The 16,393-nt window shown below is 51.9% G+C and carries 12 protein-coding genes and 1 CRISPR repeat array (1 of these 13 only partly in view); of the genes, 8 read left to right on the top strand and 4 right to left on the bottom strand.

The window, feature by feature from the left end:
- Nucleotides 1–259: direct repeats of the CRISPR family, unit length 32 nt; unit sequence GTCGCACCCTGTATGGGTGCGTGGATTGAAAT (it extends 188 nt beyond the left edge of the window).
- Nucleotides 260–742: 483 nt separating this feature from the next.
- From AC2TF6_RS21500 to cmr6, 7 genes are all read left to right on the top strand, one after another.
- A complete protein-coding gene (locus AC2TF6_RS21500; RefSeq protein WP_491308421.1) occupies nt 743–1,639 on the top strand; it encodes a DUF6602 domain-containing protein in 897 nt (298 codons plus the stop codon).
- Nucleotides 1,636–2,571 (top strand): RAMP superfamily CRISPR-associated protein, encoded by a 936-nt coding sequence (locus AC2TF6_RS21495; protein ID WP_491308420.1) that lies wholly within the window; start codon nt 1,636–1,638, stop codon nt 2,569–2,571. The genes AC2TF6_RS21500 and AC2TF6_RS21495 overlap by 4 nt, the downstream gene beginning before the upstream one ends.
- The gene (gene cas10, locus AC2TF6_RS21490; RefSeq protein ID WP_491308419.1) at nt 2,568–4,277 is read left to right on the top strand and encodes a type III-B CRISPR-associated protein Cas10/Cmr2; all 1,710 of its coding nucleotides are present in this window, start codon (nt 2,568–2,570) and stop codon (nt 4,275–4,277) included. Before AC2TF6_RS21495 ends, cas10 begins: the two co-directional genes overlap by 4 nt.
- Nucleotides 4,253–5,374, top strand: a complete 1,122-nt coding sequence (gene cmr3, locus AC2TF6_RS21485; protein ID WP_491308418.1) for a type III-B CRISPR module-associated protein Cmr3 — start codon at nt 4,253–4,255, stop codon at nt 5,372–5,374. The genes cas10 and cmr3 overlap by 25 nt, the downstream gene beginning before the upstream one ends.
- Nucleotides 5,367–6,296 (top strand): type III-B CRISPR module RAMP protein Cmr4, encoded by a 930-nt coding sequence (gene cmr4, locus AC2TF6_RS21480; RefSeq protein WP_491308417.1) that lies wholly within the window; start codon nt 5,367–5,369, stop codon nt 6,294–6,296. Before cmr3 ends, cmr4 begins: the two co-directional genes overlap by 8 nt.
- The gene (cmr5, locus tag AC2TF6_RS21475; protein ID WP_491308416.1) at nt 6,274–6,672 is read left to right on the top strand and encodes a type III-B CRISPR module-associated protein Cmr5; all 399 of its coding nucleotides are present in this window, start codon (nt 6,274–6,276) and stop codon (nt 6,670–6,672) included. The genes cmr4 and cmr5 overlap by 23 nt, the downstream gene beginning before the upstream one ends.
- 283 nt (nt 6,673–6,955) lie before the next feature.
- A complete protein-coding gene (gene cmr6, locus AC2TF6_RS21470) occupies nt 6,956–7,546 on the top strand; it encodes a type III-B CRISPR module RAMP protein Cmr6 (RefSeq protein WP_491308415.1) in 591 nt (196 codons plus the stop codon).
- A 608-nt stretch (nt 7,547–8,154) separates the two neighbouring features.
- On the opposite strand, the gene AC2TF6_RS21465 is transcribed toward cmr6, so the two are convergent.
- The 4 genes from AC2TF6_RS21465 to AC2TF6_RS21450 are packed head-to-tail and all read right to left on the bottom strand — an operon-like array spanning nt 8,155 to nt 10,230.
- Nucleotides 8,155–8,697: a phage tail protein gene (locus AC2TF6_RS21465; RefSeq protein WP_491308414.1), complete on the bottom strand. Its 543-nt coding sequence runs from the start codon at nt 8,695–8,697 to the stop codon at nt 8,155–8,157.
- An 18-nt stretch (nt 8,698–8,715) separates the two neighbouring features.
- On the bottom strand, nt 8,716–9,216 hold the full coding sequence (locus AC2TF6_RS21460; RefSeq protein ID WP_491308413.1) for a phage tail protein: 501 nt from the start codon (nt 9,214–9,216) through the stop codon (nt 8,716–8,718).
- Nucleotides 9,217–9,247: 31 nt separating this feature from the next.
- Nucleotides 9,248–9,748 carry a phage tail protein gene (locus AC2TF6_RS21455; RefSeq protein ID WP_491308412.1) on the bottom strand — a complete coding sequence of 167 codons (501 nt, stop codon included), beginning with the start codon at nt 9,746–9,748 and terminating at the stop codon, nt 9,248–9,250.
- The gene (locus tag AC2TF6_RS21450) at nt 9,745–10,230 is read right to left on the bottom strand and encodes a GNAT family N-acetyltransferase (RefSeq protein ID WP_491308411.1); all 486 of its coding nucleotides are present in this window, start codon (nt 10,228–10,230) and stop codon (nt 9,745–9,747) included. Before AC2TF6_RS21450 ends, AC2TF6_RS21455 begins: the two co-directional genes overlap by 4 nt.
- Before the next feature lie 274 nt (nt 10,231–10,504).
- On the opposite strand from AC2TF6_RS21450, the gene AC2TF6_RS21445 reads away from it, so the two are divergent.
- Nucleotides 10,505–16,291, top strand: a complete 5,787-nt coding sequence (locus tag AC2TF6_RS21445) for a cadherin-like beta sandwich domain-containing protein (protein ID WP_491308410.1) — start codon at nt 10,505–10,507, stop codon at nt 16,289–16,291.
- Nucleotides 16,292–16,393: the final 102 nt, after the last annotated feature.

Genomic DNA, 16,393 nt, shown 5'->3' with positions numbered 1-16,393 from the left:
GTACTTGAGGGCTGCTCGTCGCACCCTGTATGGGTGCGTGGATTGAAATAGGATCCTAAAGAGGCCGCCGGCAAGTTTACTTATACGGTCGCACCCTATATGGGTGCGTGGATTGAAATTAGATGAACAGGAATGGGAGCTTATCACACGAGCTATGGTCGCACCCTGTATGGGTGCGTGGATTGAAATGCTGATAAATTCGTTTGCGATTGGTTTTAGATCCTCAAGTCGCACCCTGTATGGGTGCGTGGATTGAAATTTGGATGAGCGTGGTTGCGTACCAGGCTTGATGCACGTCGCACTCTGTATTATCATTCACAAAAAAGAGTGCAGCAGATGATCGTGTAAGATATTCACTCAAAAGCCAATGGAAGATATGAAAGTCGAACAACGAGTACCAAGGCAACCCCGCTGCTCTTCAGCGCATGTCAATATCCATAAGCTGAACAACCGGAAACATATTTTTTTGTGAAAGATTTCACGAGACTTTGCCTACCGATTGATGGAGTCAGATCTGCGCAGCTTCCACTTTTAAAAGAAAAGTTTGTACAAACTCTTATCGCTTATCATAGCAGTGAGGGAGTAGAAATAGGCTGGATAGATTCATAACTCCAAGAACTATTTCTTTCGGGTAACTTCCCCCAAAAAAATCCCCATCCCTAATCGACAAAATATAACATATCCATCTCCCGAAACATGGTATCATTTTGTATATTATTGTATGTAGACAGGAGAGAATGATATGGGGTCCACGCAGAAAAATCCAACAAATACGCCAGACACTGTCATGATTGATGAGATTTTGCATAATTATGTCGAAATGGAACGAGCCACGGTGAGTCAGCTGTTTTTCAAATATAAGAATCATGGGACGACCATAGGCGGATTCCGGGAAGACATCTGGAAGGAGTTATTCATCCAGTTCATTCCCAAGAAATTCGTGGTGGAGCAGTCGGTGTTCATCATTGATTCCGCAGGCCAAGTATCTCACGAAGTGGATCTCGCCATTCTGGATGAAATGTACACGCCGTACATTTTTCGCAAAGGGCGGCTCAAATTTATTCCCATCGAAGCTGTGGCGGTTGCGGTAGAATGTAAAAGCTTGTCTGCGGACGAAGATTCCCTGAAAAATTGGACCGATAGCATTAAAAACCTGAAAACCTCTCGTCAATCCATCGCCAGAATGCACTCGTATGTTGCTACCGGGGGGATGGACAATAAACCTCAAACCCAAACCGCAACCCGGCCTGTCCTGATTTATTGCTGTCTGGATCACAAGCATAGCAAGAATATGGAGCATTTTGATTTCACTCTGCAGGCAGATTACGACTCGTGCCAAATACACGTTCACCGAAACAGCAAGCTGGAAACATTGGCAGATTGGTATCGTGCTCTGAATCATAATGGTTCTTCAAAGGAAATGATTGCAGATTGCAGCAACAAAGATTCCATCGACGATTATAAAATCCATATTAGGAAAAACGAAAAAAACCGGGAGGTATCGCTGCTGTCGTTTAATTTTCAATTGAATCAATTGCTGATGCTGATCAACAATCCGATGCTGTTTCCGCATAAGGCTTATGTAGATATGTTTAACAAAAAGTTTTCAGAGAAAAGGGACGGGGAGAGTGGCTCGTGAACAAAGAAACTCTGAATTGTGAGCTTATTACACCAATGTTCAGTTCCGGAATGGATACGAGAAAAGCGGAATTACGCGCCTCGGAGCTTAAAGCGCTGATGAGATATGTGTACAGAATTTCAAACCAAACACTCGATACACAACAACTGTATGAAGAAGAAGCCCGATTGTTCGGGGATGCGGAGAAGCATGCCTCTCCTATCCGGCTGCAACTTGTTGCCGGAGAATTGAAAACGGAACGGAAGCTGTTGTTGCTGCATCAAAAGGCTGGTCGTAAACCAATTGCCGAGTGCTATCCCGAAAAAGAAACCTATTCCATCGTACTTCGCAAGTTTTTAAACAAAGGCGAGGAGATGGGTTTTTATCGAAATCTAATCCTGCTCTCTTTCATTCTAGGTGGAATGGGCAAAAGAAGCCGCAGAGGTAGAGGCTGCTCCGCCATTATCAGTGCGGAAGGCTCTGTTCCGAGCCTGACACGTCAAACCTTGCTTCCCTGGGTGACGGAACAACTGAATCTTCTCAATGCCACTACCGACAATTCCGCCTCTCCCGCCTACGTGTTAGAGAAGGATATCATTCGCTTCCATCCGAAGCGGTATGAGAATTGGAGCCGGCATAATCGTCCCGTAATCGAGAAAATTCGATTAGGTAAACCCATCAATAATGTAAATAAATTTCTGCTAGAGGTAGATTTAGCTTCACATAAAATAAAACTATCTCCGCCGAAAAACAATCTTTTTGCGACCGGGTACGCTTATAAGGGATCAAAATTCGCATCCTCTCTGCTGATAAGTGTAACCAGGACAAGCAAGGGCGAATTGCTGCCGGTTTATACATTTGTAAAAGCGGTTGTAGATGGTAATACTCCTCTCGACAAAGACCACAAAGAACGAAATGAAATGATCTCCTTTATTGAGGGGGGAACGTTTTGAAGACGACGTTATTTTTGTTTACGATCGGTCCGGTCAAATCGTTTATCGAGCCTTCCAGAAAAACGAGGGATTTATACGCGGGTAGCTATTTGCTCTCGTATTTGATGAGAATGGTTTATGAAGAGCTTCATGAACGGCATCCCGAGGCGGAGATTGTTTTTCCGCTTTCGGTTCAAAGCAACATTCCGAACCGTCTGATCGCCAAAGTAAACGGATACAGTCTTGAAGATCAGAAAAAACTGGGGCAAGAACTTAGTGGATTTGTCCGCAGGCAATTCGTCGAGATAGGCAAGAACGTTTTTAAAAAGACGAAGGTCACGCCGAATCAAGCCGCTATGAATCAACTGGAGCGGTTTCTGGAGGTGTATTGGGCTTTCGAGGAAGAAAGCAGCTATTCCCTCGCCTACAGCAAGGTGAATCAAAGCATGAGCAACATCAAAAGACTGCGCGGATTCACCCAGACGGACGAGCCAAGCGGACGCAAGTGCGATCTATACCCCGAATATAACGCCATTTTTGTTAAAAGCAAAAGCGACGGCAACGACGGCAAGCTGCCGTCTTTTATTAATAAAGAACACTTGATTGATGTTACCAAGACAGAAGCATGCAAATATGCCATAAAGCCCGGAGAAGGGCTGTCTGCCGTAGCTTTCGTCAAGCGTATGTTGCACCTGCTCGAAGAAGAGCAAGCCCTTCCGGGATATAGCCTGAATATACCGTCGGTCGCTTATATGCTTCTGAAAGACGGTTTGGGGGAGGAGCATCGGGAGAAATTGAAGCTGCTGAAGGACGAAGCTTCGGAAGCCATCTTCGACCTCCAGAATGGACAACAATTGTTTCCGGACGAATACCTGTCCGATCATATCGATCTTGCCGAAGAAATTTACATGGAAGTGACAGACAAGAGAGTGAGTCCCTACTACGCCCTTCTGAAGTTTGACGGCGACGGTATGGGAAGACTGTACCGCGATTATGCCGAACGGTACATTCAGGAGCAATTAAGCCGGGAGACCAGCCATTTTGCCGGCGAAGTGCGTGAGATTATTTCGGAACACGGCGGAATTTGCATTTATGCGGGCGGAGAGGATTTCCTCGGCTTTGTGCCTGTGAATCGGCTCTTCTCGGTTTTGTTTCGGCTCAGACAAGAATTTATGGCGAAGGTCAAGGCGCCTGCCGGACATCCGCAACCCTTGACTTTCTCAGCCGGAATTGTCATCGCTCACCTGATGCAGCCTCTTGGCATGATGCTTGCCAAAACAGGGGAGATGGAACGTCAGGCTAAGGAACTGCGTGAGGAGAAAAACTCCTTTGCCATCGGTCTTGTCAAGCGCAGTGGCGAACAGCTTGTGATCAAGAGCAGCTTTGGAGAGGACGGGGATATTTTGCGGCAGTTCCATCATGTTGTGCTTGCCCTGAGCGACAAGAAGTACTCTACTTCCTTCCTGCATAACCTAAGCGCTGTTTTAAACCATTTATCCTTGCAGGCCGCACCCGAGCAAGGCCCGCTTGTTCGGGTGTTGATCGAACAGACCCTTCAACGAAGCGCGTCATCAATAAGCAAAGAGGAGCGGAAGAGCCAGGTGGATGCTTTGGCGGGTCTTTTCGGGCATTTCGATAACAATCTGGTTGAGTTCCGCTCTTTCCTGCAATTCGTCGCATTTATCTCCAGGGAGGTTTCGTCATGTTCTATGCCATTGATGCGGTAGATACATTCTTCTTCCGAAACGCTTCTCCGTTCGATGCCGATCTGAGCCAGAGTGCTTCGAGCCTGTTTCCGCCGTTTCCTTCCGTGTATGCGGGAGCGCTGCGTTATGCGGACACTACCCCTGGCAGAAGCAGTTCGGTGATCAGCAGAGCATTAAAAATCGGTTTCAGCGGGCTGATGGTCGATGGAAGACTTCTCTTGCCCAGGCCCCTGGACACATGGGTGTCGCCTTCCTTCAAACTGGAGAGGCTGAGTCTTGTTCCGTCACCTGTCGGCAGCTCGCCTCTTCCGTACTGCTTAACGCCTGTTACTCTCACGGGGGATAAGGAAGTAGAGCCCAGAGGGGGCGGATATGTGGAGGAAGCTGATTTGAGCCGGTATTTGGAAGGCGCTGATTGGGAAGCACTCTGCCTATCTTTGTCGGATTTTGTTAAAAGGGAAGGTCATGTCGGCATCCAGATCGACCGCTCTTCGGGAGCCTCCCGATCCGGATTATGGTACTCCATCGAGAAGGTGCGCCCCGTTGACGCCTGCAACCGGAGATGCAGCCTGGTCGTGGAGGCGGAAGGCGTCTCCGTGGATACCTCTTCTTCCATTAAGCTGGGCGGAGAGGCCAGGGCGGCCAGCATACGCAGGTTGGAGCGAGAGGAATCGTTTGCTCCAGTGACGTCTTCTTCCCGTTACTTCAAGCTGTATTTGGCCGCGCCTGCGATTTTCAAGCAAGGATGGCTGCCGTGGTGGATCGACCCCGTTACGAAGGAAGGGGTTTTTGCCTATAAAAAGCACCGCATTCGCGTCCGGCTTCTAAGTGCGGCAATAGGCCGGCATGTGGCGGTCGGCGGTTTTTCCATGGAGAAAAGGCAGCCCAAGGAAATGCGTTACGCGGTTCCGGCGGGGAGTGTGTATTTCTTTGAAATTATCGAAGGTGAATTCAAGGATGCCGTGAAGCTGTTTCATCGGAAGTGTGTGAGCGATTACCGGGAAGGATACGGGTTTGTTTACCGGAATTGGGATCGTATGCGTTATTGCGACAGAGGATACGGATACAGTCTCGTAGGAACGATAGGAGCGGAACAAGGAGGCGTGTTAAATGTATAAACAATCGAGAGCCCTGTTTTTTCAAGTGCTGACCTCTATGCATGCGGGAGAAGGCAGCCAATTGGGAGTTGTGGATTTACCTATTCAACGCGAGGGGCATACGGGTTTTCCGAAAGTAGAAGCTTCCAGTCTGAAGGGAAGCTTGCGGCGCGCCGTGGAGCAACGGGCTTCTGACGTTGACGTGCACCGGTTTTTCGGGCCTGTTGGCCAGCCGGAGCTTTACGCTTCCGCTTTATCGTTTTCCGATGTCCGGCTGCTCTTTTTTCCGGTTCGTTCGGTCAAGGGCGTATTCGCGTGGGTAACGTGTCCCATGGTGATCAAGCGTTTTCTGGATGACATGAGACTCGTTCAAATCGAAATTTCCGAAGAGTTGTCGTTGGATACGCTCCCGGTGATTACGGAGAACTCCGCGCTTGAAGCGGATGGCAAGGTCATGATGGAGGAATATGTTTTTACAGTGGAAAAGGAGAAAAAAGGCGAGCTAACCGCCTTCCTGAAGCGTCTACTGCAAATGCTTCCCGCCAGTGATCTGGTGAAGCAGCATTTGATCAGCCATGCGATTGTGGTATCGGATGATGATTTCTCCGATTTTGTTCGGCTGTCGACGGAAATAGTGACTCGCATCAAGATTAATAAAGAAACGGGTACAGTCGAAGGTACGGCCTTATTCAACGAAGAGTACTTGCCGTCCGAGAGTCTTATGTACAGTCTGGTTTTTATCTCCGACGAGCACCAGGCACCCTCCAAAAGTGCCGATCCTACTCCAGCCGTTCGTGAGAAAGCCGAGGATATTGCGAATACGATTGAGAATTGGATACCCGCGACTTTTCAAATCGGTGCCAACCTTACCTTAGGAAAAGGATTCGTTGCCGTAAAGCTCGTTTCGGGAGGTGCCCTTCATGCCCAGACAAATGGACAATGAACGAGCGGCATATGCTTATGACCGGGTCAAGACGTTCTGTGAAGATCCAAGCAACAAACAAGAAAAAACGCTCAAGGAATTTCGAAGCCTGGCTCGTTCGCTTCCTTCTATGATTCAAATCAACGGCTTCGGGGCAGCCATTGCCTTCCTCTATGCCAAGAAAAAAGGTCTTGCGCATAATGAGCTGTATATGACGATTTTTTGCTGGCTAAAGCAACAAGGGATTGTGGGTGAAGACAACAGGGAATTTATGGAAGTCATTACGGTGCAGAGCCGGGATGGGTACAAACGCATGACTTGGGAGACGATGGGCCTGTTAAGCTGGATCAAGAGGTTTGCAGAGGGGATGATCGAGGTTGAACAGCAAATCGAGTAACAAATGGGGAAATAAACCGAATAATAAATCGTACAATAAACCGGACAGCATAAGTTTGGAAAATTCCACAAGTTTTCTGCCAGAAGATGCGGAGGACTTTCTAAGCCAGGCAGGTTGCGATAATAACTACTTATCCTTTAGACGTTTTGGATATTACGGCTGGAAAAAGAATAGTCCTAAAGATAAAACTCAAGTCGTGCCATTTTCTTTACCCGATAACAAAAATTTGATCCATCCACTCTTACAATCCCTCAAAAAGCGCCAGGAGCTAATTGTTTCGCAGTTGGCGGGCTATTTGAAGTTTTCCTACAGAACGACAGACAAGCTTCTGCTTGGAATGGGCAGTTCGACTCCGTACACGACAATAAGTCCCCTGACGCTTCATTGGACGTACGGCATTCCGTATGTGCCCGGCAGCTCGCTTAAAGGTGTCATTCGAAACGGCTGGATACATGAGGAGTTCGAGGGGCGGGAAGAGAAAGCTAATCAGGACGAGTTTTTCCGCCAATGCTTCGGAACGGGAGCGGACGACGATTCCGCATCCTGCGGCAAGCTGATTTTTCTGGATGCTTATCCCGTTGATTCGTTCGAAATTGTCGAGGATGTGCAAACCCCTCATTATAAAGCCTATTATGATCAGAAAGGGAAAACGTCGCCGCTCGATCAAATCAGTCCGACAATCCTGCCGTTGGTCGCCGTTACTCGTACGAGATTCGGTATTTATATCGGAGTGAACGGCAGTCCAGACGAATTTACGAAAGACCAGCTCCATATGATACAAGAGCGGGTAATCTGCGCATTAAGCGAGTATGGAGTGGGGGCCAAAACAGCGATAGGCTATGGATTAGGACAAGTAACGCCTCTGGACAAATGAGCTTTTATAGTCTTGAAAGGTAAAGTACTGAAAATTCCATTCCATCGAAATCAAGAGACTTTGAGCAAAGATAGGCTTCGGATTCATACAGATAGAGCCCTTCCGTTTGGAAATGCGAGAAGAGGCTCTCCATGAAGGCATTGTTTAAACAATTGCCTCACCTGGACATGCTGATTTGGGCGCCAACTTCCGGCAGCACGTGGTGGCAGGCATGAGACGTATACTGGAATCCTTGATCGCTATGAATGATCAAGGATTCCCAGTACACGTCTTTTTTGCTCTTTTAACGCCTTTTAAGCGTTTGAAGAACGAACTCATAGTCATTGCGTGTACTCGCTCGTTTGACTGGCTGCGATCTCATTATCAAACAGATCCTTGAGGGCCGAAAGGTATGGCCACCTAGCTCCGTCCCAATACCGAGTAACGTCGGTTATCCATTTCGTGTTGAGTTCGGTCGCTGTAAAATCTCACAACATGCAGGCGTAATCGCTTCCCACTTCATTTCCTCCGTGCAGTTCTTGAATTTTTTTCTCTCCTCATTGGTATAAAAAATGCACCCCACTAAGGGGTGCACTTCAGAACAGACGGAAGGCTTTTTTCTTACCCGTTTACTGTCTGGGCGGAAATTCCCCGCTCAAACAGATGATAAAATTCATCGCAAGATAAGGCTGCATGTTGTTATGCGGCTGGCTGCCGCCGGTAACGGAAATATTGAGCGGATTCATTTGTACATTCGGAGTGGGATCGTATAGATTCCGCTGCGTTTCCCGGCCGGGCCGGCCTTCGGGCGGAGATTGCGCCCAGAAATTCCCCGTCGGGTTTGTATCGCTGCCTGGGGCATTCACCGATTGGGGAATGTGAGTATGCGAAGGGATTTCCGTCGTAAGCAGAGTCACGGCAGGCGAGCCGACCGACTTACCGACAACGCGCGGAGTCAGTCCCTGCCCGGCGCCTTGGTGCATCGGAGCTTTGCCCATTAAATTCGGCAGGGCGAATGTGGTTTTGCCGTCTCCGCCGTATTGGACACCCAAGATGGCGAAAAGAGCGCTGTTTTGGGAAACCGACATGAGCTGCCCGTTGCAGAGCGCCCAGCCTCTCGGTGCAAAATTACCTGCAAATATGCGGATTTCTCCTAGGTAAGCGTCAGCCATAAAATAGTGCTCCTCTCTTTAGTTCCTCGAAGGATAAATGCCGACTAGGGCGATGGCGAAGTTAGCGACCAGATACGGCTGCATGTTGCTGTGCGGCTGACTTTGTCCGGCGATGGACAGGGCGCCTGCGTTCATCGAAACGGCAGGAGTCGAAGGGGGTTCGTATAGGGCCGTTTCATCGGCCCAAACGTTAGCTGCGGGAGCAAAGGTGGAACCGGGATTCCCCGAAGCGAACACTTGATGTGTATGAGCAGGCATCTCATTGATAGTAAGCGTATGAGATGCTTCTCCTTCGGACTGACCCAAAGGATTGGTGGTGCCTACGTGAATCGGGACACGGCCCCGAAGATCGGGAAGTTTAAAGTTTGTTCTACCGTCGCCTCCGTAAACGGTTCCGATCAGAGAGTAAAGAGCCTGGTTTCCGTTAATGGAAAGGGTTTGTCCCTCGCAAAAAGCCCAGCCGCGCGGAGCGTAGTTGTTGGCGAACAACCGGATTTCCCCCACAAATGGTTCGGACATAGTTAGTTCCTCCTTATATGATCAACTGTGTTTAAGGTTGCGGCGGGAAAACCCCGTAAAGAGAGATGATGAAAGTAATGACAGCCGATGGCATCATATTGTCGTGCGGTTGATTGCCGCCGACGGAGTAAAGGGTCTGCGGATTCATGGGCGTTGTCGTGCCGGAAGACGCATAGTTCTGGGTGATGGCGGTTGCCCAGGTGTTATTGGCCGGAGAGTTTTCCGTACCTGGATTTGCTGTCGCATAGGGGATATGGGTATGCTGAGGCAGCTGCGTCTGGTTCAGCGTCACGGTTTCCGTGCCGCCCTTCGATCCCCGGATGTACGTCTGATTCGGATGAACCGGGATGCGGCCCATTAAATCCGGCAGTCCGAACGTGGTTCGTCCGTCTCCTCCATAGGTCGTGCCAAGCAGAACAAATAGAGCTTCGTTCTCCGCAATGCTCAAAAGCTGGCCGTTGCACAGCGCCCATCCTTGCGGCGGGTAATTGCCTCCGAACATCCGTATTTCGCCTAAATAAGATTCACTCATGAGCGGTCACCTTCTTTACAAGTTTCGTGATTCCATTCCATAGCCAGATACATGTCGTTCTCTCCCGCGTTTTGAAAGCCCAGCCGTTCATACAGGGCCAGCGCTCTGCCGGTTCTAAGTACGGAAAGCCGGAGCGGAAGGTTTTGTTCACGTGCTTCTTCCATGAGGGTTTGAAGCAACTTTGTACCGAGTCCTTGATTTTGGAATTGCGGGAGGATGGTGATATCCACAATTCTTATACAGATGGGCGTCCGGTGGATCAGAATTCTTCCGGCCCGTTGACCGTCTTGGCAGACGATGTACGACTCCGCTTCGGGATACTGCTGCCGGTAAGAAGCGCTCTGGGCGCTGTACTGCATGTGAAGAAAAGTCCGCAGGGTTGCTTCGTCCCAGCCCCAAGCCCGCACTTCCGCCATCCTGGAGCCGCAATAAAGCTCAAACAGAAACGGCTGGTCTTCCGGCTCAGACATTTTTTTTAACACAGGGGACCTCCCTCTTCAGGAGTTAAGAACTATTTTCCATTTCAGAATACCACAAGGTTTCTACAAAATATATACATTTTGTGACATGCAATAGGCTGTTTGTCTTTATTTTTTTGGTGAGTTTTTCTTCCTTTTCTATTAAAATGTAATTAAGTCTCAAAACGAGGACTTGTATTCCGGCGATCTTATGGGGGGATGAAAATCAATTTCGCGTTTAAACAGCCAGACGGCATAGATTCAGTCATACCTTTATCAATCGAAATGGGAGGTTCACATGAAGGAGTTGGGCAAAACGGGATTGTGGGGCCGCTTTCTGCGGATAGCCCTGGTCTTCCTGCTTGTCGCTGGTACCGGCGGTGCGGGGAACTGGATAGGTACCGCGGAGGCGGCAGGCACATGGGATACGGTTCCTAACAATGCGGGAACGGATTTAAACCAGGTTGCTTACGGAAACGGAAAATGGGTGGCCGTCGGTAACATGGGTACGATTATGACGTCATCCGACGGGCAAAGCTGGAGCAAGACAACCATTGCTCTTTCGTCGGCGGTAGGGGTAACCTATGCCGGAAGCCAGTGGATTGTTACGGGAGCGAGCGGTAAAATCGCGACCTCGCCCGATGCCGTAACCTGGACGGTTCGCACGACGGGGGCATCCGCCAGTCTGAGTGCGGCTGCATATAACGGCACCGTATGGGTCATCGCGGGGTATAGCGGGGTGATTCTGAGCTCTCCGGACGGTATCGTTTGGACCCCCAGGACTTCGGGAACTGCGGCCAATTTTTACAGCGTTACGTATGGAGGCGGTTTGTTCGTTGCGGTTGGCGGTTCCGGCACGATACGAACTTCTCCCGACGGGATCACCTGGACGACGCGTTCGGGCAGCCCGGAAGACTTGATGGGCGTTAATTACGGAGCCGGCCAATTCGTTGCCGGCGGGTCAAATCAGAGGGTGCTTACTTCCTCCGACGGAATCACCTGGACACCCAGAACGGTCTCCGTGGCCGGGATGAATTTATACGGCATTGCTTATGGCGCGAACAAATTTGTGGCCGTAGGCGATACGGGAGGGGGACCCGGAACGATAGCCTCCTCTCCCGACGGCATTACATGGAGTCCGGAGAAAACGGGCGGCGATTTTTTAAACCATGTGGGTTTTGCTAACGGAAGGTTTATCGCTGTTGGGGGATCCGGCACAATGCTGACACAGTATAACACGTTTTCTACAAACGCCAACCTGAGCAATTTAATATTAAGCGCGGGGACGCTCAGCCCGGTGTTTGCGTCAGGAACAACAAGCGGCTATACGGCCGATGTGTCATACGGCACGGCAAGTATTAATGTAACCCCGACGGTTGCAGATAGCACGGCAACGGTTAAAGTAAACGGCAGTACGGTGGCCAGCGGCAGTCCTTCGCCCGTATCGCTGAACGTGGGTGCCAACACCATTACGATTGAGGTCACCGCACAGGACGGCACGACCAAGAAGACGTATACGGTCGAGGTAACGCGTGCGGCATCCACGAATGCCGATTTGAGCGGCCTAACGCTCAGCGCGGCAACGCTCAATCCGACCTTCAGCTCGGGTACGACGAGCTATACGGCCGGTGTGGCAAACAACGTGACGAGCGTCGACGTAACGCCAACACTTGCGGATGGCACGGCGACGGTTAAAGTGAACGGCAGCTCGGCTGCCAGCGGCAGTCCTTCGCCCGTATCGCTGAACGTGGGCGCCAACACCATTACCGTTCTGGTAACGGCGGAGGATGGCACGACGCAGAAGACCTACACGGTCACCGTAACGCGAGCGGCCTCCGCCAATGCGGATTTGAGCGGCTTAACGCTCAGCGCGGGAACGCTGAACCCGGTTTTTGCCTCCGGCACGACGGGCTACACGGCCGGAGTGGCAAATAACGTGACGAGCGTCAATGTAACGCCGACACTTGCGGACGGCACGGCAACGCTTAAGGTGAACGGCAGTACCGCTGCCAGCGGCAGTCCGACCCCCGTATCGCTTAACGTGGGTGCCAACACCATTACCGTTCTGGTAACGGCGCAGGACGGCACGACACAAAAGACCTATACGATAACGGTAACCCGTGCGGCATCCAACAATGCCGACTTGAACGGCTTAACGTTAAGCGCCGGAACGCTCAACCCGTCTTTCGCCTCTGGCACGACGAGCTATACGGCGAATGTGGCGGACAGCGTAGCGAGCATCAACGTAACGCCGACCCTTGCGGACGGCACGGCGACGGTTAAAGTGAACGGCAGCACGGTTGCCAGTGGCAGCCCGTCATCTGTATCGCTGAACGTGGGAGCCAACACCATCACCGTTCTGGTAACGGCGCAGGACGGCACGACACAGAAGAGCTATACGGTCACGGTTACCCGAGCGGTGCCGTTATCCGGCAATGCCGATTTAAGTAACTTGGTTCTGAGCGGAGCCGCCTTAAATCCCGGTTTTGCCTCCGGTACGATTACGTACACGTCCAGTGTGGCCTATGGAGTCACTACTCTTGACGTAACGCCTACAGTGGCGGACAGCCATGCTGCGGTTACAGTCAACGGCCATACTGTCGCGAGCGGGAGTGCATCTTCCGTATCGCTGAACGTAGGGTCTAACACGGTCACTGTTCTCGTTACGGCAGAGAATGGTGCGACGAAGACTTATACGGTTTCAGTAACCAGGGCGGCGGGCTCCAATAATGCCGATCTGAGCGGAATCACGCTAAGCGGAGGCGCATCGTTAAGCCCCGTTTTTGCACCGGGCACTACGAGTTATACGGTGAACGTTCCGAACAGTGTCTCCGGTTTGGACGTCACACCGGCGGTGGCGGACGGCACGGCGACGCTTAAAGTCAACGGCGCTGCAACGGCAAGCGGTACTCCGGTTCCCGTCTCGTTGAACGTGGGCAACAATACGGTTACACTGCTCGTCACCGCACAGGACGGTACGCCCAAAACGTATACGTTGACGATAAACCGGGCACCATCCGACAACGCGCTCTTGAACAACTTAACGCTAAGTGCGGGCACGTTAAGCCCGGTCTTTGCCTCCGGCACTACAAGCTATACGGCGCAAGTGGCAACCGGCGTATCGAGCATTGATATGACGCCGGTAGTCGCGGACGGCACGGCAACCATGACCGTGAACGGTCAATCGGTGCCAAGCGGCACGGCGGTTCCGGTGTCGCTCAACGTCGGCGACAACACGGTCACCGTTATAGTGACGGCACAGGACGGAACGACTAGCGAAACGTACACGGTGACGGTAAAACGCGCCGCACCGCTATCGGGCAATGCGGATTTAAGCTCCCTGGCGCTAAGCGCAGGCACGCTCAACCCGGCCTTCGCATCGGGAACCACGGCCTATACGGTAAATGTGGCCAACACTGTGAACACGGTTGACGTTACACCTGCGGCAGCGGACAGCACGGCTTCCGTCAAGGTGGACGGAACACCGGTGACGAGCGGAGCCGCTTCTGCCGTCTCTTTGAATGTAGGGGCCAATACGATAGAAGTCCAGGTGACGGCGCAGAACGGGAGCATCAAAACGTACACGTTGACGATCACCCGCGCCGCATCAGGCAACGCGGATTTAAGCGGCATCTCGCTAAGCGAGGGAACTCTGACGCCTGCATTTGATCCGGGACAGCTTAGCTACACGGCGGCTGTACCGAACGCTTCGGCCGGAATAGACATAACGGCCGTAACTGCGGATGGGGCCGCTTCAATCACCGTGAACGGAGACGCCGTAGCCAGCGGAACCCCCAAAGCGGCTGCGCTGAATGTGGGCGATAACCCGATCACGATTGTCGTTAAAGCGCAAGACAACACGCTTAAAACGTATACCGTTACGGTCACCCGCGCAGCTTCAAGCAACGCGGATCTCAGCACTCTGACGCTGAGCAAGGGGGCGCTGACACCTGCCTTCGCCGCAGGAACGAGACTGTACACGGCCACCGTGGCATCGGATGTGTACGATCTGGATCTCGCCGCACAGCTTGCGGATCTTACCGCGACGATGACCATCGGCGGAAATCCCGCTGCGAGCGGGCAGACCGTCAATATCCCGTTGATCACGGGGGCGAATCCGGTCACGATCCTTGTGACGGCGCAGGACGGAACGACGAAGACCTATACGGTCACGATCAACCGGCAAGCACCGCCTTCCAGTAATGCGCTGTTAAGCGGGCTGACGATCAGCCCCGGCACGCTTAGCCCGGTTTTTGCCGGAACGCAGACCAGTTATACGGCGGATATAGCCCACGGTACAACCGAGGTAACGGTAACACCGGCGACTGCCGACAGCACGGCATCCGTATCGGTTAACGGACACATCCTGACTGCCGGAAGCTCTGAAATCGTTCCGGTTGCAACAGGAACCAACACCATTACAATCGAGGTTACAGCCCAGGACGGAACGAAGAATTCCTACGTGATCATCGTCACCCGGGCCGTTCCTCCGTCGGGCAATGCGGACCTCAGCGGTCTGGCCGTAAGCGCAGGTTCCCTGACACCGGCATTTACTCCGGCGGTGACGGCATACACGGCTTCCGTCAACCATTCGGTGACGGAAGTTACGGTAACGCCGACGGCTGCGGATTCCACCGCTGCGATATCGGTTAACGGCGTTGCCGTACCGTCCGGAAGCAGCCGTCAGATCCCGCTGAGCGTCGGCGCCAATCCGGTTACGGTTGTCGTTACCGCACAGAACGGGACCGCCAAAACCTACACCGTCACGTTTACACGCGAAAGCAGCGGTGGCGGCGGTGGAGGTGGAGGAGGCTCAACGGAGCGCGCGATCGACGGACGCATCGAGGTCGTTTCCTCCTCGGGAGAGGTGCTTAACGAGTCCTTCACCAAGCTAATCGGAGATAACTTGACGATGCTTGCGGACATTTACAGCACCGACGGCGCTGCGCTTTTCAAGCAAAACGTAAGCGTCAATACTTCAGGAAAGTTTACGCTGTACTCGCTTTCCGCCGGAACTTATAAAATGATTCTTTCCTTAACCGCTCCTAATGGCGAAAAGCTTGCCGGAACGACAGGTACGCTTACAGTAAGCTCGGATACGGCCGTGTTCCGGACGCAAAAAATCGATCCGTTCGGGACGGTCCGCGACTCGGTCACAGGCGCCGCTCTTGCGGGAGTCAAGGTGACCCTGTATTGGGCCGATACGGAAAAAAATCGTTCTGCCGGAAAAATCGCGGGAACGCCGGTTTCTTTGCCGGAACTTGCGAAAATGCTGCCGGGACAGAACAAGAATGCCCAAACCACTTCGAGTGACGGCCGTTACGGATGGCTCGTATATCCGGACGGGGCCTACTATCTGATCGCCGAAAAAGCCGGTTATGAAAGCTACGACAGCAGAAGCGACCGGGGCAGCGGAATCGTTGCGAAAGATTTTACTTCTTTAAAATTCGATATCGCTCTGAAACCTTCGGGGACGTACCACCAACATAAGCCTTACATGGAAGGCTACCCGGACGGGACTTTCCAGCCAGGCAAGGGGATTTCACGGGCGGAGCTGGCAACCATATTGGAGAGGCTCTTCGCTAAAGAAACTTCCGCAGCTTCCGAAATCCGGTTTGCGGATGTTCCGGCCTCGCACTGGGCTTCCAAGTCCGTTGCGGCTGTTTTCGACAGCAAGCTTATGGACGGATACCCGGACGGCAAGTTTAATCCGGAGCGCATCCTGACGCGTGCCGAAATGGCCACGATTCTCGTGAAGCTGAGACAGCTTCCGGGCGTGCAGGGAGCTTCCGCCTTCACAGACCTGCAAGGCCACTGGGCCGCCGAAAATATCCGGAAAGCCGAGAAAGCCGGACTGCTTTCGGGATTCGAGGACGGTACGTTCAGACCGGATCAGGCGCTTACCCGGGCGCAGGCGGTCGTCATTTTCAACAAGCTCCTCGACCGGAATCCGGATAGTGTTCCTGCGGGAACCCCGCAGGCATGGTCCGATGTCCCTTCCGCCTTCTGGGGATATAAAGACGTGATGGAGGCTTCCATCTACCATGAGTACAAGAAAGTGAACGGACGGGAAGTTTGGAAATAAATAACAACCCGTAAATAAAAACTCAGCCGGACGAATCCGGAGGATTAACCGCATCTTATTTATAAGATGCGGTTTTTTTTGCCGATGAAGTTTGCCGGGTTC

The organism is Paenibacillus sp. JNUCC 35, assembly GCF_058269095.1.
The sequence above is the reverse complement of the archived record's forward strand: the minus strand, read 5'-3'. Positions and strand labels throughout refer to the sequence as shown.